Origin of the sequence: Ruminococcus sp. AF31-8BH (genome assembly GCF_003460605.1) — a bacterium.
GTDB classification, from domain to species: Bacteria; Bacillota; Clostridia; order Lachnospirales; family Lachnospiraceae; genus Blautia_A; species Blautia_A acetigignens.
The window spans coordinates 256,979-275,514 of sequence record NZ_QTVN01000002.1 but is presented as its reverse complement, the minus strand read 5'-3'; the positions used below and the strand labels follow the sequence as shown (position 1 = coordinate 275,514).

At 41.9% G+C, this 18,536-nt stretch carries 29 protein-coding genes and 1 pseudogene; 3 read left to right on the top strand and 27 right to left on the bottom strand.

Annotated elements, in window-relative coordinates; genetic code table 11:
* Positions 1 to 27: 27 nt before the first annotated feature.
* The 6 genes from DWZ38_RS03895 to DWZ38_RS03865 form a co-directional block, all read right to left on the bottom strand.
* Entirely contained in the window at positions 28 to 663 is a 636-nt protein-coding gene (locus DWZ38_RS03895) for an ATPase (protein ID WP_117850224.1), read from the bottom strand.
* Between the two features lie 17 nt (positions 664 to 680).
* The gene (gene coaD, locus DWZ38_RS03890) at positions 681 to 1,169 is read right to left on the bottom strand and encodes a pantetheine-phosphate adenylyltransferase (RefSeq protein WP_021926955.1); all 489 of its coding nucleotides are present in this window, start codon (positions 1,167 to 1,169) and stop codon (positions 681 to 683) included.
* A 9-nt stretch (positions 1,170 to 1,178) separates the two neighbouring features.
* Complete coding sequence (gene rsmD / locus DWZ38_RS03885) at positions 1,179 to 1,733, bottom strand: 16S rRNA (guanine(966)-N(2))-methyltransferase RsmD (RefSeq protein ID WP_117850221.1); 555 nt, start codon at positions 1,731 to 1,733, stop codon at positions 1,179 to 1,181.
* A complete protein-coding gene (locus tag DWZ38_RS03880; protein WP_021926957.1) occupies positions 1,730 to 2,125 on the bottom strand; it encodes a methylglyoxal synthase in 396 nt (131 codons plus the stop codon). Before DWZ38_RS03880 ends, rsmD begins: the two co-directional genes overlap by 4 nt.
* Before the next feature lie 347 nt (positions 2,126 to 2,472).
* Positions 2,473 to 4,530, bottom strand: a complete 2,058-nt coding sequence (locus tag DWZ38_RS03870) for an ATP-binding protein (RefSeq protein WP_117850217.1) — start codon at positions 4,528 to 4,530, stop codon at positions 2,473 to 2,475.
* 284 nt (positions 4,531 to 4,814) lie between these two features.
* Complete coding sequence (locus DWZ38_RS03865; RefSeq protein ID WP_117850214.1) at positions 4,815 to 5,231, bottom strand: YolD-like family protein; 417 nt, start codon at positions 5,229 to 5,231, stop codon at positions 4,815 to 4,817.
* A gap of 177 nt (positions 5,232 to 5,408) precedes the next feature.
* Here DWZ38_RS03865 and DWZ38_RS03860 point away from each other — a divergent pair, with 177 nt between their 5' ends.
* Positions 5,409 to 6,986 (top strand): DNA methylase, encoded by a 1,578-nt coding sequence (locus DWZ38_RS03860; RefSeq protein WP_178105276.1) that lies wholly within the window; start codon positions 5,409 to 5,411, stop codon positions 6,984 to 6,986.
* Here DWZ38_RS03860 and DWZ38_RS23275 read toward each other — a convergent pair.
* Positions 6,946 to 7,161, bottom strand: a pseudogene (locus DWZ38_RS23275) (DUF6783 domain-containing protein); the annotation flags it as partial. The gene DWZ38_RS03860 and the pseudogene DWZ38_RS23275 overlap by 41 nt on opposite strands.
* Here DWZ38_RS23275 and DWZ38_RS23270 point away from each other — a divergent pair.
* Complete coding sequence (locus tag DWZ38_RS23270; protein ID WP_347518737.1) at positions 7,099 to 7,266, top strand: DUF6783 domain-containing protein; 168 nt, start codon at positions 7,099 to 7,101, stop codon at positions 7,264 to 7,266. The pseudogene DWZ38_RS23275 and the gene DWZ38_RS23270 sit on opposite strands and share 63 nt — an antisense overlap.
* Here DWZ38_RS23270 and DWZ38_RS03850 read toward each other — a convergent pair.
* Entirely contained in the window at positions 7,250 to 8,335 is a 1,086-nt protein-coding gene (locus DWZ38_RS03850) for an endonuclease/exonuclease/phosphatase family protein (RefSeq protein ID WP_021926961.1), read from the bottom strand. The two genes, DWZ38_RS23270 and DWZ38_RS03850, sit on opposite strands and share 17 nt — an antisense overlap.
* A gap of 75 nt (positions 8,336 to 8,410) precedes the next feature.
* The gene (locus DWZ38_RS03845) at positions 8,411 to 8,647 is read right to left on the bottom strand and encodes a GyrI-like domain-containing protein (RefSeq protein WP_021926962.1); all 237 of its coding nucleotides are present in this window, start codon (positions 8,645 to 8,647) and stop codon (positions 8,411 to 8,413) included.
* A 165-nt stretch (positions 8,648 to 8,812) separates the two neighbouring features.
* Between DWZ38_RS03845 and DWZ38_RS03840 the strand changes: the two genes are divergently transcribed.
* A complete protein-coding gene (locus DWZ38_RS03840; RefSeq protein WP_117850209.1) occupies positions 8,813 to 9,043 on the top strand; it encodes an alpha/beta-type small acid-soluble spore protein in 231 nt (76 codons plus the stop codon).
* Here the strand turns inward: DWZ38_RS03840 and DWZ38_RS03835 are convergent.
* From DWZ38_RS03835 to DWZ38_RS03755, 18 genes are all read right to left on the bottom strand, one after another.
* Positions 8,968 to 10,590: a recombinase family protein gene (locus tag DWZ38_RS03835; RefSeq protein WP_117850206.1), complete on the bottom strand. Its 1,623-nt coding sequence runs from the start codon at positions 10,588 to 10,590 to the stop codon at positions 8,968 to 8,970. The genes DWZ38_RS03840 and DWZ38_RS03835 overlap by 76 nt on opposite strands.
* 81 nt (positions 10,591 to 10,671) lie before the next feature.
* Positions 10,672 to 10,857, bottom strand: coding sequence for a hypothetical protein (locus DWZ38_RS03830; protein WP_117850204.1), 186 nt, complete (start codon positions 10,855 to 10,857; stop codon positions 10,672 to 10,674).
* A 51-nt stretch (positions 10,858 to 10,908) separates the two neighbouring features.
* Positions 10,909 to 11,103 (bottom strand): hypothetical protein, encoded by a 195-nt coding sequence (locus DWZ38_RS03825; RefSeq protein ID WP_117850201.1) that lies wholly within the window; start codon positions 11,101 to 11,103, stop codon positions 10,909 to 10,911.
* 226 nt (positions 11,104 to 11,329) lie between these two features.
* Positions 11,330 to 11,884 carry a replicative helicase loader/inhibitor gene (locus DWZ38_RS03820; RefSeq protein WP_117850199.1) on the bottom strand — a complete coding sequence of 185 codons (555 nt, stop codon included), beginning with the start codon at positions 11,882 to 11,884 and terminating at the stop codon, positions 11,330 to 11,332.
* Entirely contained in the window at positions 11,881 to 12,789 is a 909-nt protein-coding gene (locus DWZ38_RS03815; protein ID WP_178105271.1) for a phage replisome organizer N-terminal domain-containing protein, read from the bottom strand. Before DWZ38_RS03815 ends, DWZ38_RS03820 begins: the two co-directional genes overlap by 4 nt.
* A complete protein-coding gene (locus DWZ38_RS03810; RefSeq protein WP_147342970.1) occupies positions 12,782 to 13,303 on the bottom strand; it encodes an HNH endonuclease signature motif containing protein in 522 nt (173 codons plus the stop codon). Before DWZ38_RS03810 ends, DWZ38_RS03815 begins: the two co-directional genes overlap by 8 nt.
* A gap of 22 nt (positions 13,304 to 13,325) precedes the next feature.
* Positions 13,326 to 14,447: a DUF4317 domain-containing protein gene (locus DWZ38_RS03805; RefSeq protein ID WP_117850192.1), complete on the bottom strand. Its 1,122-nt coding sequence runs from the start codon at positions 14,445 to 14,447 to the stop codon at positions 13,326 to 13,328.
* Positions 14,440 to 14,724, bottom strand: a complete 285-nt coding sequence (locus tag DWZ38_RS03800) for a MazG nucleotide pyrophosphohydrolase domain-containing protein (RefSeq protein ID WP_117850190.1) — start codon at positions 14,722 to 14,724, stop codon at positions 14,440 to 14,442. Before DWZ38_RS03800 ends, DWZ38_RS03805 begins: the two co-directional genes overlap by 8 nt.
* Positions 14,708 to 14,998 (bottom strand): hypothetical protein, encoded by a 291-nt coding sequence (locus DWZ38_RS03795; RefSeq protein WP_117850188.1) that lies wholly within the window; start codon positions 14,996 to 14,998, stop codon positions 14,708 to 14,710. The genes DWZ38_RS03800 and DWZ38_RS03795 overlap by 17 nt, the downstream gene beginning before the upstream one ends.
* Positions 14,999 to 15,008: 10 nt before the next feature.
* The gene (locus DWZ38_RS03790) at positions 15,009 to 15,275 is read right to left on the bottom strand and encodes a hypothetical protein (RefSeq protein WP_117850185.1); all 267 of its coding nucleotides are present in this window, start codon (positions 15,273 to 15,275) and stop codon (positions 15,009 to 15,011) included.
* Positions 15,268 to 15,759 (bottom strand): hypothetical protein, encoded by a 492-nt coding sequence (locus DWZ38_RS03785; protein ID WP_117850183.1) that lies wholly within the window; start codon positions 15,757 to 15,759, stop codon positions 15,268 to 15,270. Before DWZ38_RS03785 ends, DWZ38_RS03790 begins: the two co-directional genes overlap by 8 nt.
* Positions 15,746 to 16,648, bottom strand: a complete 903-nt coding sequence (locus DWZ38_RS03780; RefSeq protein ID WP_117850181.1) for a hypothetical protein — start codon at positions 16,646 to 16,648, stop codon at positions 15,746 to 15,748. Before DWZ38_RS03780 ends, DWZ38_RS03785 begins: the two co-directional genes overlap by 14 nt.
* The gene (locus DWZ38_RS03775) at positions 16,649 to 17,011 is read right to left on the bottom strand and encodes a hypothetical protein (RefSeq protein ID WP_117850178.1); all 363 of its coding nucleotides are present in this window, start codon (positions 17,009 to 17,011) and stop codon (positions 16,649 to 16,651) included.
* Positions 17,004 to 17,195 (bottom strand): hypothetical protein, encoded by a 192-nt coding sequence (locus DWZ38_RS03770; protein ID WP_117850176.1) that lies wholly within the window; start codon positions 17,193 to 17,195, stop codon positions 17,004 to 17,006. The genes DWZ38_RS03775 and DWZ38_RS03770 overlap by 8 nt, the downstream gene beginning before the upstream one ends.
* Complete coding sequence (locus DWZ38_RS03765) at positions 17,196 to 17,498, bottom strand: hypothetical protein (RefSeq protein WP_117850173.1); 303 nt, start codon at positions 17,496 to 17,498, stop codon at positions 17,196 to 17,198.
* A complete protein-coding gene (locus tag DWZ38_RS22110) occupies positions 17,495 to 17,650 on the bottom strand; it encodes a hypothetical protein (RefSeq protein WP_178105270.1) in 156 nt (51 codons plus the stop codon). Before DWZ38_RS22110 ends, DWZ38_RS03765 begins: the two co-directional genes overlap by 4 nt.
* Positions 17,643 to 17,885 carry a hypothetical protein gene (locus DWZ38_RS03760; RefSeq protein ID WP_117850171.1) on the bottom strand — a complete coding sequence of 81 codons (243 nt, stop codon included), beginning with the start codon at positions 17,883 to 17,885 and terminating at the stop codon, positions 17,643 to 17,645. The genes DWZ38_RS22110 and DWZ38_RS03760 overlap by 8 nt, the downstream gene beginning before the upstream one ends.
* Positions 17,882 to 18,523, bottom strand: coding sequence for a hypothetical protein (locus DWZ38_RS03755; protein ID WP_243000139.1), 642 nt, complete (start codon positions 18,521 to 18,523; stop codon positions 17,882 to 17,884). The genes DWZ38_RS03760 and DWZ38_RS03755 overlap by 4 nt, the downstream gene beginning before the upstream one ends.
* Between the last annotated feature and the right edge of the window lie 13 nt (positions 18,524 to 18,536).

Here is an 18,536-nt window from a genome sequence, read left to right as displayed (position 1 = left end):
GAAAAATTCCTGATTATGGACAATCATTTAGTTATCGCCAATCTCATTTAAAAGGTCTTCATCTTCCTTGGATGTCTCTGTATCAGATGTCTGATAGGATCCGGAAATGGCAGCTGCCTGTGCAGTCTGCGGAGCAAGCTCCTGACGGTTGTGATTTACAACGTCCAGGCAAGCCTGAAGGGCATCGATGAATCCTTTGTATTTGCCGCCTGCATCCTCAAGAGTCTGATTCAGAACGGAGCCGATGTTGGCCATCATATCATCTGTATAGGTGATCGCACTGAGACGAATGCTGTTGGCATCCTGTGTAGCGGAGTCAAGGATCTCCTGAGCCTGACGGTTCGCTGCATTGATGGTCTCGTTGGCCTGAGCGTATGCCTTCTGCATGATCTCATGCTGTGTCACAAGCTCCTGCGCTTTATTCTGAGCATCTGCGATCAGAGCGTCAGCCTTGGTCTGTGCATCCTCAAGGATAGCATCCTTATTGCTGATGATCTTCTGATAACGCTTGATCTCATCTGGTGTCTTAAGACGGAGTTCACGAAGAAGCTCCTCGATTTCTTCCTTATTCACTACAATCTTGGTTGTAGAAAGCGGCTGATATTTACAGCTGTCTACATACTCTTCGATTTCTTCAATGATCTGTTCAATTCTGCTGCTCATAGTAAACTCTCCTTATTCTATTTCTTCAAATCGTGCATCTTTTCCTTTACAGCTTTGGTAATTTCCGGCGGAGCAAATTTGCTCAGGTCGCCGTCATAGCTTGCCACTTCCTTCATGATGGTGGAACTGAGGTAAGCATATTCCAGGCTGGTCGTCAGAAACACGGTGTCAACATCCGGAGCAAGTACCCGGTTCGTCTGTGCCATCTGCAGCTCGAACTCAAAGTCCGTCACTGCACGGAGCCCGCGCACGATTACCTGTGCATGATTCTCTCGGGCAAAATTCACAGAAAGACCTTCAAATGCCTTAACAGTGACATTCGGCATGTCTTTTGTTGCCTTTTCTAGTATATTAACACGTTCTTCCACAGAAAACAACGGACTTTTTGCAGAATTATGCAAAACTCCTACGATTACTTTATCGAAAGAAACGCTTGCACGTCTGATTACATCCAGGTGACCGTAGGTGGCCGGATCAAAACTTCCAGGATAAACAGCTATTACCATGTATTTTTCTCACTTTCCCCGGCATAAAAATATATGCTTGTTGGTCTTATATTCTTTGGAACGCAGCTGCCGATATCCAAGATCCTCCACATATCCGAAATCTGTAGCCAAATCAGCTTCGATGATGATCAGTGTATTCTCATCAAGGATGGTGCTGTCCTGAAGATACTCCAGAACCTGGCGCTCCAGTTCGTGATTATATGGCGGATCCATGAATATGCAGTCGAAAACGCCCTTCCCCTCCAGGGAACGAAGGGCCTGCAGCACATCCATGTTCAGCAGTTTACCACTATCTGCAAGTTTTGTAAATGTAAGATTTTCTTTTATGCAGGCACATGCCTTGGGATTTTTCTCAACAAAAACAGCCTGAGCAGCTCCGCGGCTGAGTGCTTCAATGCCGATGGCTCCGCTTCCGCTGAACAGATCAAGAAAACGACAGTCCAGAAGTTCAGGCTGAAGAATATTAAAAAGAGTTTCTTTGATGCGGTCCGTGGTGGGGCGTGTTTCCATGCCCGGCACGGTTTTAAGGTTTAGTCGTCTTGCTTTTCCTGCGATGACTCTCATTTCAGATTCAGTCTCCAATCCAGATCTCCACGGGCCAGCCCCAGAATAAGAAGTTCTGCTGTAGCGATGTTGGTCGCTACCGGAATATTATACTGGTCACAGCGCTTCACAATGGCTGTGATATCCGGCTCCTTCGGATCTATCATAACAGGATTATAGAAAAGTATTACCATATCCAGATCCTGCCGCTCTACCATCTCCATGAACTGCTTATCGCCTCCGATACTGCCCGGTAAAAATTTGTGGACATGAAGGCCGGTAGCCTCTTCGATTCTTCTTCCTGTAGTGCCTGTAGCATAAACCTCATGCTTGGCCAGGATATTCTTATAGGCGATACAGAAATCTTCAATGAGAACTTTTTTGCTATTATGTGCAATGATACCTAAATTCATAATTCACCTCTCCCATTTCTTTCTGTTTATTGAGACAATTATAGCAAATTGACAAAAGAAGTGCAAGAAAAAGCTGAAAATATATACAAAATTCATTTTTGTTAAAAAATGTTCACATTTTCTTTTCTTATTTGCTCCTATCATCATCCAGAGCAAAGTGTGCAGCATAACTAATTTTTTTAACTTTTTATTCTTTCCCATGTAGGCCTTCCCCCTCAAAACTATTACTTTATAGTATACCTTTCCCCCAATAGATTCGACAACGAAGAGATACAGCTGTTTTTGCAATAAAAAACAGACTGCCGGAACTTATTTTAGCAGTCTGCATCTTTATTTTAAATAATAATTTACTTAGAAAGAACCTGTTCCATTGTTTTCAGCAGGACCTGAAGGTCGAAGGGCTTCGCGATATGGGCATTCATTCCGGCGGCAAGGGCTTTCTTTTTGTCTTCCTCGAAAGCATTTGCGGTCATGGCGATGATTGGAATGCGGGCCTTCTCCCCATCTAATCTGCGGATTTCCCGGGCAGCATCGTAGCCATTCAGGTTCGGCATCTGGATGTCCATAAGGATCAGGCTGTAGTAGCGGTCTTTGGCATTTTTCACCATTTCCACGCAGATCTGGCCATCCTCGGCGCGTTCTGCCAGGAAACCGTTCTCCTCTAAAATGGTCATGGCAATCTCTGCATTTAAGTCGTTGTCCTCTGCAAGAAGGATCCGCCTGCCTGCAAAATCAGATTTTTCATCTGAAGGAAGCTGGATATGTAAAGAGTCGATCTGCTCCTTTGTTGCAGTTGGAAATGTTAGTTCAATGGTGGTTCGGGTTCCTTTTCCAAGCTCGCTTTCTACCTGGATGGTTCCCTCCATCAGCTCAACCAGCGCTTTCACAATGGGAAGTCCAAGTCCGGTCCCCACTACCTTGCTCTCTGTACTTGTGCGCTCTCTTGTAAACTCCTCGAAAATGTGGGGCAGATATTTCTCGCTCATGCCGATTCCGGTATCTTCCACAATCACGCGGGTAGAGACGCAATCGGCTTTTGGAGAAGGGATTTCCGTAACGATCAGGGAAATCTGTCCGCCATCCGGCGTGTATTTCACAGAATTGCCCAGTACATTTAAAAGGATCTCACGTACCTTGGTTTCATCGCAGATCACATAGTCATGGTTGATATTCAGCCTGCAGGTATATTGCAGGTCTTTCTTCCTCATGGTTGGCTCGAAAACAGCTTCTAAGGATTCCAAAAGCTTTCTCGAATTCACAGGTGCCGGATTCAGGGATGCCTTTCCGCTTTCAATCCTTGCCATTTCCAGAATATCGTTGATCAAAGAGAGCAGAAACTCACTGGAAGATTTAATCTTCTGGATATAGTCGACAACCTTTTCCCGCTCTGTGATATGCTCCTCCAAAAGCTCGGAAAAGCCGATGATGGCGTTCATTGGCGTCCGGATATCGTGGCTCATATTGAAAAGGAAGCGGGTCTTGGCTTCGTTTGCCAGGCGGGCCTTGGCGGCGGATTTCTCAATCTCTCTGGCATATACCCGGTCCTTGTAGCGCTGCTGCTCAAACTGCCAGAATCCGATTCCCGCCAGAAATGCGATGGCAAGGGCAATCACAAAATCTGCCAGAACCGTGTTGGCGGATAACCAGCCGTTCCTTGCTGCAATCTCGAAATACCAGGTATCATTTGGCACCTTGCAGGCAACTTCCAGTACAGAGGTCAGATCCAGGTCATCACACTGTGCAATGGAAACATCCTGGTCTGTGCTCATATTGTGCTTCCAGATCCGGTAGTGATAGTTGGCATTTTCAAGGGAATCAAGCCCCAGCCTGTCCACAAATTTATCCCAGTTCAGAACCAGAAGGGAAAATCCCCAGAAGGTTTCTTCCCCGGATGCATCTTCCATATAGATCGGGTCAAAAAGAAGGGCTCCGGTGCCGCCCTGTACCAGTTCAAAAGGACCGGCAATGGTGTACTGGCCGCTTTCCTTGGCAAGCTGGGCTTCCTTCCTGCGCTCAGGCTGGGTGAGCATGTCAAGTCCGATGGCTTCCTCATTTCCCTCCAGGGGATATACCTGGGAGACCAAACCGTCCTTGGCCAGCTCAAAGGCTTCGATTACATGTTCCTCGTCCTGAAGCAGCGTGGCCATCTGGGCAAACTGATTGTCCGTAACCACATAACCGCTTTCTACCACGTTTTTCATAAAATCGGAAGCGACCAGATACTGGTTCATCTGGGATTCGATCCGGTTTACTGTGGACTCTGCGGTAAAGGTAGCTTTCATCTGCTCTTCCTTCACCTGGTTCTGGTTCAAGATCACAGCGCAGATCATAACAACAGCGAAGGTTATCAAAAAGGCAAATACAGTGTGCAGCCTGATTGTTTTCGGGGTGATTTTTCTATTCATATCAAAAATGACTCCTCATCCATATGCTGAATGAGTTTATACTACCACAGATTCTTGCTTTTGTCCATTTGTTCCCTATTTTCCTTAGAGCGTGTTTGAAAAGTTACTGTTCACTCCGTGCCCAGTAACACGCTTCGCGATGCACAGAAATCATGCTTTGCATGATTTCGCGCCGCAATCCTCGGGTTTTCTGTGAACTTTGTTCACAAAAAACACCTCGCGGAATATTACCTATGAACAGTAACTTTGAAAAAGCAGATCACGAAATAGTCCTTCTGTTTCATTTAAAACTGAATATCATATACGTTTTCTATGGGGATGATTTCGCCGTTTGCGAGAATCAGGCTTCGCCGGGTGTGATCGATTTTGGTTATGTTTCCGGTAAAGGTGTGATAAGCGCCGCCCTCTTTTTTGGTGTCTGGAATAAAGTAGGTGATCGTGATCTCTGGGCGTTGGGAAAACTGCGTCTCAAGATCATGGAGCCGGATGTCCAGAAGCTCTTTCTCCGATTCGTCCAGCTCGATCTTCGGCTGGGTCAGACGCCTGGTTTCCTCTGCAGCCGCCTCATACCCCGTCAGCGCCGCAAACGGCGAAAACTGCGCCGCCCGGTCCATAATGTCCATAGGCGGATGGGTTTTAGAAACATGATGGGGCAGATCGATCATGTCGTCGTATTTATTTGTACGGTGTAGGGATGACATACTATACCTCCTCCTTTGCACTATCAGAATTTTCACTTATCATAACATTTCCCAGAAGTTTCCTCAATAGTGTTGAAAATTAAGGATGCCGCAGATTCGTCCCTTTTTTTGACCTGCAAAATGGATTATAATAAGAGAAAGAGAAACAGGCGGCAAGGGAGATTCTTTCTTATGGACATGAATGATTATGAAAATGATCGAAATATAGATTTGAAAAAAAATAAAACAGATTTGCAGAACCGCACTTATCTGTGCATCGATCTGAAATCCTTTTATGCATCCGTGGAATGTACCAGGCGGGGGCTGAATCCGATGGTGACGAATCTGGTGGTGGCGGATGCGTCCCGTACATCGAAGACGATCTGTCTTGCGGTTTCCCCGGCGCTGAAGGCATATGGGATTCCTGGAAGGGCCAGGCTTTTTGAGGTGGAACAGAGGATCAAAAAGGCCAACTACATGCGGCAGAAATACGCGCCGGGGCACCAGTTTACCGGGGCTTCCTGCGATACAGGCGAGCTTTTTGCCCATCCGGAATATGCCATCGACTATATCATTGCGCCGCCCAGAATGTCCCTCTACATGGAACAAAGCACCAGGATCTACAAGCTGTACCTGAAATACGTTGCACCGGAAGACATCCATATTTACTCCATTGATGAGGTCTTTATCGATCTGACCGATTACCTGCCCTCTTCCGGCAAAACAGCCTGGGAATTTGCCCGGGAAATGATCCTGGATGTGCTGCAGACCACAGGAATCACAGCCACAGCCGGAATCGGCACCAATCTTTACCTTGCCAAGATTGCCATGGACATTATGGCCAAGCACATTCCCGCAGATGAGTACGGCGTCCGCATTGCTTTTCTTGATGAGAGGGAATACAGGCTGCAGCTGTGGAGCCACAGGCCTCTTACAGATTTCTGGCGCGTGGGAAGGGGCTATGCGAAAAAGCTTGAGGAGAACGGGATTTTCACCATGGGTGATATTGCAAGATGTTCTCTTGGCGGACCTGGGGACTACTATAATGAGGAGCTTTTGTACCGGCTGTTCGGAATCAATGCCGAACTTCTCATTGATCACGCCTGGGGCTGCGAGCCCTGCCGGATTTCCCACATTAAGGCTTATAAACCGGAATCCAGCAGCATCTGCTCCGGTCAGGTTCTGACATGTCCCTATCCAGCGGACAAAGCACGGCTGGTGGTACAGGAAATGGCGGACCTTATGGCTCTGGATCTGGTAGAAAAAGGCCTGGTAACAGACCAGCTGGTGCTCACAGTGGGATACGACATTGACAACCTCACAGATCCCGCCATCCGAAAAAGTTACCACGGTCCTGTGACAACCGACTGCTATGGCCGCCAGGTTCCCAAGCATGCCCACGGGACGCAGAATCTTTCCCTGCAGACCTCCTCTGCCAGACTTCTCACAGAGGCCGCCCTTAGGCTGTATGACCGCATTATCAATCCGCACCTGCTGGTAAGGCGCTTTTCTCTTACTGCCAATAACCTGGTTCCGGAATCTGAGAGGAAACAGAACACTGCCTTTGAACAGATGGATCTTTTTACTGATTATGCTGCACTTGAAAAACAACAGCAGGAGGAGAACGCGCTTCTGGAAAAAGAGAAGAAAATGCAGCAGGCCATGCTGGATATCAAGAAAAAATTCGGGAAAAATGCGATTTTGAAAGGTATGAACCTTCAGGAAGGCACCACCACTATAGAGCGTAATAAACAGATTGGCGGACACAAGGCATAGGGGAATTCCCCGGTACCTTGTGCCCGCCTAATATATCCCTCATTTTGCAGTGCATTTCGCTCGAATTCGGGTGCGCAGCACTAGAGCGTGTTTGAAAAAGGCTTTCTGCAAGATGTGCGTCACAATTTGCGGGAGATTTTACCCGGATGAGGGCGTCGTAGCGGGCTACGACAACCGAATTCGGGTGAAATCTCCCGCAAAGTGGGGCGTGCAGATTGCGGGAATGATTTTTCAAACACGCTCTAGCAGGGGAATCAGCAATATCAGGATTTCAGTTTAAATTTCATATACACCGGGTCGTGATCGGAATAGGAATATCCGGTGTTGATGTTTTCGTAGGAAATGCATTCCATATTGTCAGACAGGATAAATCCGTCCAGGGTGACGGTGTAGGTCACATCCGGCACGTACTCCATGTCTGCGTTGCGGGCGCTGTTCCACAGGCTGTCCCGCTCTTCTTCTGTAAGAAGGTCAATGCCGAAGGTAAAGTGCTCCGGCAATTCTGCCCTTGGGAACGGATAAGCCCAGGACTCTCTTTCGCTGTCGTCATCTTCAGACGCCTTTAAATCATGATTGAAATCGCCGCCGCACAAAACATAGTTTCCAGCTTCGTATTCTTTCTCCATGTCAGCGGTAAGCATGCTGATCTGGCCTTCCCGGATCTCATCGCTGTTTCCGTAGGCAGACATATGTAAGGCAAAAATCACCAGTTCTTTCCCATTTTCCACAGGCACTCTGGAAATGCTGTAGCATCTGTCCAGATCAAAAAACTTGGTAAAGGATGTGGACACCGGAAAGCTTCTTCGAAGTGCAAAAGTCACCGGATATCTGGAGAAGAGCCCGATGCCGGATTTGCTGCTTCCATGGGGCTGGGTAAATGGATAGAACAAAAATGCGGAGTCATAATTCTGTGCAAACACATAATTGTAATCCGGGAAGCAGTCCTTCAAAATAGAATATTCATCTACATGGTAACTTCTTGTGGAGTCCAGATCCACCTCTTCGATCATGGCAAAATCCGGATCATAAGAGGCTGCCAGCTCTCCTGCTCCCTGAACGGCATCCAGCACGCTGTCCTTGCTTTTGGCCCAAGAGGATTTGCCTCCGTCCATGAAAAAGCTGAAATCCGGGGTGTAGGCGCCGAAACCAATGTTGTAGGTAAGGGCAGAATATTCCGTATCAGTGTGAAGGGAAGAAAGGTTTGATGTCTGCGCTGCAGAAGTTTCCACCTTAAGTTCCTGGTTGTCCGGAATCCGGTGGTAACTGGCGAACAGATAGATCAGGTATCCTACAAGCAGTACCAGAACCGCCCCAAGCAGGATTCCCACTGCTTTCAGAAATTTTTTCATATTGTAAAAGCTCCTTTATGTAAGATTATAGAAAGCTTAACATAAAAGGAGCCTATTCACAAGTTCATATTCATTTTATAAAGAGTTGCTGCCGGGAATCCTTTCGTTTACAGCAACTACCGGGATACTGATTTCCGTGACGAATTTCTCCGTGTCGCTGGTGAGACCATAGTCGATCATAGTGATTTCTCTGGAAAAACCAGTCACCTGCAAATTATGATCGTTTATATATTTCAGAAGCTTCTCATACTGCGCAGGTGCTTCCCCGTGACTTCCACGGAAACGAATGCTGACACAGAGGGTTTCTGGCATACTTTCCACTTTGCCGTCATACTGATCTTCTTCATCCAGAAGAAAAAATCAAGCTATGTTTTAAATTTTTCAATCCATTAATTCCCAGTGTATTTTCTTTTTCAAAGTACATACTAGCAATGTAACATCAAACAAAACATTTCTTAACCAAGGAGGAAAATGATTATGTCAAACAATACTTCTTCTAACAAAGCAGCTGTACCAGAAGCAAAGGGCGCATTAAATCGTTTCAAATTTGAGGTTGCAAATGAGCTGGGTGTGCCGCTTACAGACGGATACAACGGAAACCTTACTTCCAAGCAGAACGGAAGCGTTGGCGGCTATATGGTGAAAATCATATCGTCAGAACAACGCAAAGGAAATCCCCATTTTTCAAGGTTTCCAGACCTCAATTGAAATGTTAGTGTTGCACATGTAGCCGCCAACGGTTCCACGGTAATTTTTTCAAAAAGTTCATTGACAATCTGCCTGTTAATGTCTTTTGGATTAACGCCCTTAAACTTTTCTAACTTTTCTTTAATAGCACTTAATTGTATTTCTACTGGCTCTGGACTTTTGGTATTTTGGATTTCTAGAATATGGCTCTCAATCTGCTTTATCTGCTTCACGTATTCTTTATTTCTTGAAATAAATTCATCATCAGATATTTTTCCATCCAGATTATATTCCAGTATTTTTTCACGTTTTTGTTTTAACAGATCAATCTGTTTTTCAAGTCGTGAGATTTCGTTTTTATTGTCTGGAATGTTTTTGATCGAGGACTGCAAAATTTCAAAATATTCCTCCAAAATGCTATCAATGTTTTCAGAAGATTTATTTATTAATTCTGCGATTACTTCTTTCAGTTCTGATTCTGCCAGTCCAAATGAATCACATGAAGCTGCTCCGTTTTTTATCTTATAACTACATACCCATCGAACATCTTCTTTTCCTCGAATATAATGTTGCTTCATCCAGTATGGTGCTCCGTCGTTAGCGCAGAAAAGTTTTCCAGTGAAAATATTTTCACTCTTAAAAGAGGTTTTTCTTGATTTTATAGCTTCTCCGCGCTCCCTTAAATACGCATTTGCCTTTTCCCAAGTAATCTCGTCAATAATCTGCGGTACTCTGGAACCATCGTCTTTAAACATTACCCATTCTGACTGCGGAAGAAATTCCTGCTTTTTTGTGAACATATCAACGATCTTGACTTTTCCTCCGCAATAGTATCCTTTGTATTTTGGATTCCGAATAATATTTTTTATGACATCTCTACTGATCTTACCGCCTTTGAAACTTCTATATCCCATATTCCAGAGTTTTTTTTCGATTCTTGGTGTAGACATTCCAGAAGCATAGTCTCGAAAGACCATTCGAACCATATCTGCTTCTTCCGGGATTAGCTCAAGTTTTCCTTGATGATTTGAGTATCCATACATTCTGTGCCCAAGTACAACACCGTTTTTAATTGACTGTGCATGGCCGAATTTTATTCTTGAAGATAATTTTCTGATTTCGTCCTGTGCTACTCCAGCCATAATTGTTAGCCTAAGTTCACTATCTTCATCAATGGTATTGATTCCGTCATTTTGGAACCACACGCATACGCCGTAAGATAACAATTCCCTGGTATATTGGATGCTGTCAAGAGTATTTCGTGCAAATCTTGAAATTTCTTTCGTAATAATCATGTCAATTTTTCCGAGCTTTGCATCTCTGAGCATTCTTTGAAATTCTTCTCTTTTATCTGCGTGCATTCCGGAAATACCATCATCAATGTAAGAACCTGCAAACTTCCATCTGTTGTTAGAATGTATCAGTTCTTCGAAATGTTCCTCCTGGTGTTTAATGGATGCTTGCTGTTCAACTTTTTCCGTAGAAACCCTAGCGTAATAAGCAACATTCAGTTCAATGTCGTAAATAGAACAACTCCTTAATTTTTCTCTGACATAATAAATATTCATAGTGCATTTCTCCCTCAATATACAGGGAGTGGAATCATATAAAGTATAACACTTCACATAACTCCACTCAATACATTTTCGTTACTTTCTAATGCTGATTTCAGCTTTAATTTTATCTCTTGTTTTCTCATCTATCAGACCAAGTGAGAACATTCTTTCGTTTATGGCATACAATATAGCTTTTTCCATTAATTGTCCCTCCATATAATTATCTCGTTTTAAGTGCTGTTTTTCTTTATCTTTTGTATGCCCTATAATTTCTACCATTATTCTCTTTTGAACGATTCTGCACTATTTTAAGTACACAATTATCACATTTTACAACAAATCAAAGATGTTTACCTGTCCATCAATCTGAGATTCTTCCAGATTGTAAAATTTGCAAGCTATATAATCTGGATTCCAATCAATTTCCAGTTCGTATTGCAGGCACTGCGGATGCTTTCCATCACGGAAGAATCTGCAATCTGAACAGGTATGCTGATAAGCTGTACCACCAGACCGCTTATACATTTCGCTTATCTTCCTCATAGAATCACTCGCTTTACTCTTGAATTTCCTCTCGCTTTCTTCTTGAAGATACCATTTTTAACACAATCCCTCGGATCACATCCTCTGCTATGCTCTTCGATCAAGATATAATCACAGGTTGCATTTGTACTCCATGCATTTTCGCTTTTGCTGTAATAGTCGCATTTCGAGCATTGTCTCCGCTTTAAGCCTATAATTTCAGTGCTTTTTAATTCTCTCCATGGTTTTCTATCTGGCAATTTTCCGCACCTCCCAATTTGGCAACATCCATAATTTTCAAAAGGTCTGGGCTTAGCTTTCTTCGTTCTTGTTCTCTTTGCACTTCTGCCCGGTAAGTCCTTTGAAAATTTGATTGAATTACACTTAACCATGTTCCATCCACATTTTCAGATAATGCCCATTCCCTAAGCTGTCCTGGGCTTGAAACAGCTTTTTGTATTAATTCCGGTAACCTAGCAAACTCTTCTTCTGCATGATACCCGGAATTTCGGATTGCTTTGGACACCTTTTCCCAGGCTTCCGTTTCGTTCAATTCTGTGGATTGTGGCGCAATGCTATCGGCACATTTTCTTAATGCGGCTATTGATGGCTCTTTCCATTCAGTCTGCATATATTTCTTTAATCCGAAACTTAAAAGCTTGTAATCTAGGTCTTTCAGTAATCCGTACCAAGTATCAAAAGCATATTGATCTGGCAGAAATGATGGAGAAGTGTACACAGCTTTCATTGCCTTTACGAGTACCGCCCATTCTTCTCTTTTCATACCCAATTATCCACCTCGCTTACTCTGTTTTGAATTTTCTCCATGTAGCTGCACGGTCTATTCGTAGACTTGTCTGCGTATTGCCCTTCAAATACTTTTGCGAAATTTCCAGGCTTTAAGAACCAGTCAAACGTAACCATCCAGCCATTTTTATTTTGCCCTTGTAAGAAACTACTATGGCGAATGTTCTCAATGGCTTCTAAGATATCATCTATATGGTTCTGACGGATTCTTGCTTTTACTGCTTGTTCTCGTTTTGGTGTCATTCTTTTTACAGGGTTGATACCAAATTCTTCCAGGCTGTTCCATTCATTAATAATTCGTTGGACGTCAGTCTGACGAATAGTATCTTTAGATACTATTAAATCATTTATATCTTTTTCTTTATCTTTATCTAATTCTGTATCTAAATCTAATTCTAAATCTTTATCTTTATTCTTATTCTGTTCCGTTACAGTAATGTTACTGTAACGTTTCTGTAACGTTACATCATCTTTCTTGCAAAGCAAAGCGACCTTATTTTTTTGACGCTCACGATATTCTGCAACCCTTTTTCTGTTTTGATCTCGTATTTTCTCCAATTCGTCTGCACTTTGATGCTCTTCCCAGCCAGGAATAGAAAGTAATTCAGAATCTCTGGTAATCATCCCGAACTTTTCCAGAACTGTTAGTGCTAATTGAATAATGCTTTCCTCAAAATCCAATTCATCTGCAAGCATTTTTGTTGTGTATGGAATATTTTCAGTGAGAAAAATAATTCCGTTTGAATTACATCTGCCGGCCATTGTCAAAAGCATTACCCAAATAAGAACAATATTGTTTCCCTCAGGCATTTTCCTTATTTGCTTAATTTTTCGGTTACTAAACATTTCAATCTCTATTTTAATCCAGCTTACTTTAGCCATTAATGTAATTGCCCCCTCCATGTGCTATTTTATGGCATCTTTTACATAAACAAACTCCGTTTCCTATATCATAAACAATATTTTTATCGTCATAGCAGTCTCTAAACCTTACTTTATGATGTGCAATATTGGAGTTTGGTTTTCCACACATTTGACAAATATAATTGTCTCTTTTAAGCACCTCTTTTCTCCATTTTTTATATTCTTTAGTGTGCCTTTGTTTATCTCTTTCTCCATATCCTGTTGTTTCTTTGAACAATGGTAATTTATATACATTTTCAGATTTTTTCTCCAAATATCCGTTACTTATTAATTCAGATACGAATTCTTCTTTTGCATCTATTATTCTAATTGTGCGTTTCCAGCTTCTTAAATATCCATCATCATCTGAGCGCATACATAGTTGGAAATATGCACATTGTGCCTCAATTGACATATTTAAAAATTGATCACTATCAACAATTTTCATTGTGAACATTCTTTTATTTGCCAATTCTAAAATTCCTTTCTCCAATTCCTGGCTTTTTCAAAAGTGTTTATTTTAATTCAACTTCAATTCCATTGATTTTCAGTTCTCCATTTACTGGAATTACAAGGGATGGAACGCCGTTTATTTCTTTCAGTTCAATCAGAGCAATTTTATCTGGCTGAATGCAGATTGTTGCATCTGGTGTTACAATTTTTGTAGTTTTTGAATTATGGATATTGTCAAGGACAACAGGCTCATTGCTGAAATACATTTCCCAGTTTTCCTTGAAATCTGATAACTTCTCGTCTGGAACTCCACAATATCCAAAAATCTGTTCCATTTCGTCACATGATACAGTTATCATCTCCGGGCTGTCTTTCTTCTGTTCTCTTACTTCCTGCAAAGATTCAACTAGACTTTCCGTGAAATTGAATGTTGTATTTCCATTGAAATTACCCATGATGAAATCCGAAAAGACATTGTTCTCATTGCCTGGTATACGTGGAATTGGTGTTCCAAGAACGTTTTCGATGAAGTCTGTATGAATATTATTTGTGTTTTTGTTGAAATACAAGGTTTCATGAATATCAGTGCTTCTGTCATTGAATACAGGGAATAAGAATCCTGTTTCTGGTCTTGAGACTACCCAATCACGAATTCTGTCTTTGATGTTATTTTCAGCCACATCATAGCTAAGCCCAGCCTTTGAAAGATTCACCGGGCAAATGCTGCACAGAATGTGTTCATAAATTTCTTCTGATGCATCGTGCATTTCGGTTCCATCAGAAGCTTTTCCGGGAATGTCATATACTGCATGAATGAGAATTATGTAGTAATTTTCGTGATAATCATAACTTTCAATCACTTTATCATAAAACTCGTCCAAAAGTTCATCATCTTTAAGCTTACTTGCTCTGATTCGCATAAGAAATTCCTGTGTTCCACCCTCTTTTTCCTGTGATAATGGGAATTCAAGGTTCATAAGGTTTTTTCCAAGTCTGCCAGACATAGTTTTCTTGAAAATGTCAAAATACTTAAACATTTCTTCCTCTGGAAGAGACAGGAATGCTTCTTTAATTTTGGTTTTCTTATTCTTTTCTGCATCCACATAACAACCACAAATGCGTGTAATAGAACAATTTGCTGGTGTAAACTGTTTCTTGATCTCTGCGATTTCTTTCTTATTCATTTTTTTCCATCCTTTCTGCTTCTCTTGCCTGTTTCTTCTCAATCCACTTATTAATTTTCTCATCGGAAATCATGTACATTTGCTTTAACATTTCGATACAGATAAGCACATCTGCAATTTCTTCTATCATGTTATCACGGTTGATTTTTCCACGCTTTGCCTTACTGATTGCTTGGATAAGTTCTGCGCATTCTTCCATGCAGACGGTAGACTGAATTTCTGCTCCGTAATATTTAATGCTTTTAGAAATAACGCTTTCATCAATGTTGTACGCCATCTTTTTCGCTCCAATCTAATTTTTGCCCGCACTTATCGCAATATTTTCCTTTTGATTTCAGTTTCAACCGTCTGCTGCAGGTTGGACAAACAATAATATTACAATTTTCATAAGCAAGGCTTGCGGTATCATCTGGTTTTGTTTTATCAATCGGCTTCCTTGGAATCTGTTTTTGCAATGCTTTAATAGCTTCTTGTCTAACTTCATACGTACAGTTACCGCCATAAGCTGTGTCCTCGTAACTTAATTCTTCTAATGCTTCTTCTGGTTTCATGTTAATCCTCCTAATGAAATTTATCCTTAATGGAATCATAATCAATGAATACTTGCTTTCTTTTACCGCATTTCTTGCATTCCAAAACAGCTTCCTCAGTATTTCTCCAATACCAAACCAATTTATATTTATGTGGTTTGCAGAGGCATTTTATTTTGCAACCGTTCTTGCGCCATCTATTTAATTTATTGATTATTGTGCAGAACAATCCGTAAATAATAACAGCAACTACACACATTCCCACTGCCATAAAAATTTCTTTTATCACTTCAATCATTCTTCTTCATCTCCTCCAGTTGTTTTACTGCTTTTCTATAATCCCTATTCGCAGACCGGAACATCATCAAAAGTATTTCAGACACAGGCCTTGTCCGATTTCTTCGCTTTGCTTTTTTGATGCATGTAAGATCATTTGCTTCTGGTACATATATTCCTACATAATGTGGAATTTCAAGGGATACCGCAGCGCATACATCTGTCGGCATAACCAGGTAGTTATAATCGCCAATAAAATTCAACCCATGGCCAGAACGAAAATCTTCAACTGATGATTTAACCTCATAACAATAGCAGTCACTTTTTTCTATCCCGGACACGCTATTATTCACCGGCACGAACCGCATATAATCCACCCTTACCGCATGATCTGTCGAATAATCGAATGTCACTTCCTTAGCCCAATAAATACGTGGATCATTGTGAGGATTGATTTTCTTTTCGATCATTGCTGATAGTTTTACTGTAATCTCAGGTCTTGTCATTTTGAATCTCCTCCAACTTCTTCTCGGCTTCCTCACGAGTGAGGAAAACAGATTTTCCAAGCTTTTTACTCTCTATAAGCTCGCAAATTTCAGATAATGTCCTGGTCACATGTTGTTGGATTTTATATGGACTTCTATCATAATACCAAAACTTATACACCGTATCTCCAACCTTACACGGTAATCTCACAAGCAAGCCATGCTCTTCTAAGTCTTTATAAGACTTTAACTCTTCCAACAGCTCTGCAACGTCTTTCAGCCAATACAATTCTCCATCTTCGCAGCAAGTCCCATACGTTTTCTGGTGATACGGGCAACCAACCGCTTCCTTCCCACTGATATAATCTCTTAAATCCTCTCCAGTTCCACAGACAATGCGTTTATGCTCATCCTTCATATGCATGAAGTTTTCGTGGTCTGCATAGCAATCGCCATTGGCATCTTGACTTGCAACGCATTTAAGTGCCTTTATCATATCGTCAAGTATTATCTTTTCCATCATTCTACCCCCCCTTGCTTCTTGATATATAATTGCCATATTGAAATCGCTTCTAATAAACCTCAATGTCAGTTTATGATTTACAGAATTTCCGAGTTGATCGTAAATCCAGTACATATCCTCTTGGTCAAAGTTTGTACCCAGATATCTGTTAAGGCTTGATATCAGTTGTTCTCTCCATTCATTGTTCCTTTTAGGTGAACTGTATGGTTCTCCTTTTGCCATTGATCTTGAACAGTGTTCAAGCAGCTTGCAGATAATATCTTCTTTATCGGTACAATTCTTTGCTGTGAAATATACGTTTCCTTTTTCGGAAAGAATTATTTTCCCAAATCTGTTTATGTAGCTCCCGGGGAAGCATTCCATAAGACCGAAAATTTCATCAGTCATCTACTTCACCTCTTCCATCTGGCTTTCTACAGTATCTGCAAGTAGCTTCAACGATTCAATGAATGTATCCGTCAATGCTGTTCTGTCTGGGTATTTAGCGAATGTTCTGACAAGGTTTACTGCATCCTTGATTCTTTCTTCATCTTCGACGATTTTGGACGCTTCATACAATGTCTTTTCAACACAGCTGTAAGTAGCGATCTTGCCGTCGCAGAAATTCAATATGTTTGGAAATGGAATTTCGATAAGGTTTAAATGGTTTTCTCTCGCCCATGTGAATCCCTGAAACCTTGCTATTTTCAGAACGCTCAAATATTCTTCCTGTGTCTTTACGAACACGCTTTTTCCTGTTAAATTAATCATATTTTTCCTCCCTTAATCTTATTGCTCGCTTTACCTCTTTATCAGAATCTCTGACAACTCTACCACTTGCGCATTTTACACATTTGATTCTCCAACCACCTTTATATCTTTCGAAATGTCCATAACCTGTTGGGACTTTTTCACCGCAACAATAACAAGTTCCTGGATACCTATTCCTTGCCATTTACTTCACCTCTCCTGTAATTTCATCAATACACTGATTCCACCATTCTGCGAATCCCGCATCAAATGTATTAGCTGGATAATCTCCATTGTCTTTCTCTGGCAAATCCATAAGTGGACACCAATCAGGTCTTGATTTGCTTTCGCAATCATAATGTTCTTCTGTCATCAGAATTGCATCATAATCTAAACAGTCAGCTAATTCACAACGTCCCTCATATTCAAGATTTCCACAATATTCAGTTCCGAACGGGCAATCATAGCAATTTTTCGGCGTATCAAACACCAATACCGATTTACTCATCTTCTCCTACCTCTTTTCTGCAAGAATGCTCCATATTGCGAAGGACTAATGATAGTATCTTTTTCTCTTGTAGCCTGACAATATCCAAGTCTTCCGTTCTTTTTGTTTTCTTCTCTTGTAAACATAGTCGAAATGTCTTTTCCTTTACTCACTCGCTTCACTTCCTCTCAGCATCAGGCTCAAAGTGTTATATCCCGGGCAAGTTCTGACTCCGTTTCTTGTATCTCTTAACAATACACAATAAGAGTATAATGCCATGACCTCATAAACGTGTTCTGTGACATCCTCGCCACGCTGGTCGATGTATTTGAAGCACTTTCCAGGTCTGATGAAGTACCTTGCGCATACATACGCTTTTGTTCCGAATCTTACGCTTGCGCTACTCATTTGTGTTCCTCCTGCATTTTCTCACACCGTTCAAACTCGATTACCCAGACCCACGGTGATGCATTCCAGTCATAGCGGCCAAGGTCAGATTTCTTGATGGTGCTATTCCAGAGATCTTCCCATTCTTTTAACGCAATCTCCATATCTCCGCAGTGAACAGCTGCGGAAGAGAGTCCCTCATTGCGAATATCATCAGCAGTGATCTCCTGTAGCCGCTCCACCCTAACATCCGTAACCTTAAGCCAGATACGTGCGGCTTCTTTCGGCATGTGGATGGATGGGTGCCACTTCGCGTCTCCACTTATTTCATCTGTTGCCCGATACATGTAGCAACCACAAGTTTTATCCAAAACGCTTTTCTTTGGTTCTTTGGGGCAATTTCCTTTTTCGTCTCCCTCACAGTTCCAACATTCAAAACGCTCCCATGTTTCCCGGACATACAGGATATCTCCCGGTTGATAGGGAGCTCTTCTTTCAGGCACCAGCGGATAGCCACATCTTGCACAGTATACGTTCTCTGCCAGGTTATCATATATGTATTCGTTGTGAACATATTTGCAATTCGGGCACTCTTTCCATTGCGGTTTTACAATTCTTCTGGTACAGCTTTTTCTTCCGTCCAGAATTGCTCGAACCATTTGGGTGTTGAAT

What these genes read in the sequence shown, in the direction of transcription:
- DWZ38_RS03895 (WP_117850224.1), bottom strand. Translation starts at nt 663, where the DNA reads ATGAGCAGCAGAATTGAACAGATCATTGAAGAAATCGAAGAGTATGTA.
- coaD (WP_021926955.1), bottom strand. Translation starts at nt 1,169, where the DNA reads ATGGTAATAGCTGTTTATCCTGGAAGTTTTGATCCGGCCACCTACGGT.
- rsmD (WP_117850221.1), bottom strand. Translation starts at nt 1,733, where the DNA reads ATGAGAGTCATCGCAGGAAAAGCAAGACGACTAAACCTTAAAACCGTG.
- DWZ38_RS03880 (WP_021926957.1), bottom strand. Translation starts at nt 2,125, where the DNA reads ATGAATTTAGGTATCATTGCACATAATAGCAAAAAAGTTCTCATTGAA.
- DWZ38_RS03870 (WP_117850217.1), bottom strand. Translation starts at nt 4,530, where the DNA reads ATGAATAGAAAAATCACCCCGAAAACAATCAGGCTGCACACTGTATTT.
- DWZ38_RS03865 (WP_117850214.1), bottom strand. Translation starts at nt 5,231, where the DNA reads ATGTCATCCCTACACCGTACAAATAAATACGACGACATGATCGATCTG.
- DWZ38_RS03860 (WP_178105276.1), top strand. Translation starts at nt 5,409, where the DNA reads ATGAATGATTATGAAAATGATCGAAATATAGATTTGAAAAAAAATAAA.
- DWZ38_RS23270 (WP_347518737.1), top strand. Translation starts at nt 7,099, where the DNA reads ATGTGCGTCACAATTTGCGGGAGATTTTACCCGGATGAGGGCGTCGTA.
- DWZ38_RS03850 (WP_021926961.1), bottom strand. Translation starts at nt 8,335, where the DNA reads ATGAAAAAATTTCTGAAAGCAGTGGGAATCCTGCTTGGGGCGGTTCTG.
- DWZ38_RS03845 (WP_021926962.1), bottom strand. Translation starts at nt 8,647, where the DNA reads ATGCCAGAAACCCTCTGTGTCAGCATTCGTTTCCGTGGAAGTCACGGG.
- DWZ38_RS03840 (WP_117850209.1), top strand. Translation starts at nt 8,813, where the DNA reads ATGTCAAACAATACTTCTTCTAACAAAGCAGCTGTACCAGAAGCAAAG.
- DWZ38_RS03835 (WP_117850206.1), bottom strand. Translation starts at nt 10,590, where the DNA reads ATGAATATTTATTATGTCAGAGAAAAATTAAGGAGTTGTTCTATTTAC.
- DWZ38_RS03830 (WP_117850204.1), bottom strand. Translation starts at nt 10,857, where the DNA reads ATGGTAGAAATTATAGGGCATACAAAAGATAAAGAAAAACAGCACTTA.
- DWZ38_RS03825 (WP_117850201.1), bottom strand. Translation starts at nt 11,103, where the DNA reads ATGTATAAGCGGTCTGGTGGTACAGCTTATCAGCATACCTGTTCAGAT.
- DWZ38_RS03820 (WP_117850199.1), bottom strand. Translation starts at nt 11,884, where the DNA reads ATGAAAAGAGAAGAATGGGCGGTACTCGTAAAGGCAATGAAAGCTGTG.
- DWZ38_RS03815 (WP_178105271.1), bottom strand. Translation starts at nt 12,789, where the DNA reads ATGGCTAAAGTAAGCTGGATTAAAATAGAGATTGAAATGTTTAGTAAC.
- DWZ38_RS03805 (WP_117850192.1), bottom strand. Translation starts at nt 14,447, where the DNA reads ATGAATAAGAAAGAAATCGCAGAGATCAAGAAACAGTTTACACCAGCA.
- DWZ38_RS03800 (WP_117850190.1), bottom strand. Translation starts at nt 14,724, where the DNA reads ATGGCGTACAACATTGATGAAAGCGTTATTTCTAAAAGCATTAAATAT.
- DWZ38_RS03795 (WP_117850188.1), bottom strand. Translation starts at nt 14,998, where the DNA reads ATGAAACCAGAAGAAGCATTAGAAGAATTAAGTTACGAGGACACAGCT.
- DWZ38_RS03790 (WP_117850185.1), bottom strand. Translation starts at nt 15,275, where the DNA reads ATGATTGAAGTGATAAAAGAAATTTTTATGGCAGTGGGAATGTGTGTA.
- DWZ38_RS03785 (WP_117850183.1), bottom strand. Translation starts at nt 15,759, where the DNA reads ATGACAAGACCTGAGATTACAGTAAAACTATCAGCAATGATCGAAAAG.
- DWZ38_RS03780 (WP_117850181.1), bottom strand. Translation starts at nt 16,648, where the DNA reads ATGACTGATGAAATTTTCGGTCTTATGGAATGCTTCCCCGGGAGCTAC.
- DWZ38_RS03775 (WP_117850178.1), bottom strand. Translation starts at nt 17,011, where the DNA reads ATGATTAATTTAACAGGAAAAAGCGTGTTCGTAAAGACACAGGAAGAA.
- DWZ38_RS03770 (WP_117850176.1), bottom strand. Translation starts at nt 17,195, where the DNA reads ATGGCAAGGAATAGGTATCCAGGAACTTGTTATTGTTGCGGTGAAAAA.
- DWZ38_RS03765 (WP_117850173.1), bottom strand. Translation starts at nt 17,498, where the DNA reads ATGAGTAAATCGGTATTGGTGTTTGATACGCCGAAAAATTGCTATGAT.
- DWZ38_RS03760 (WP_117850171.1), bottom strand. Translation starts at nt 17,885, where the DNA reads ATGAGTAGCGCAAGCGTAAGATTCGGAACAAAAGCGTATGTATGCGCA.
- DWZ38_RS03755 (WP_243000139.1), bottom strand. Translation starts at nt 18,523, where the DNA reads ATGGTTCGAGCAATTCTGGACGGAAGAAAAAGCTGTACCAGAAGAATT.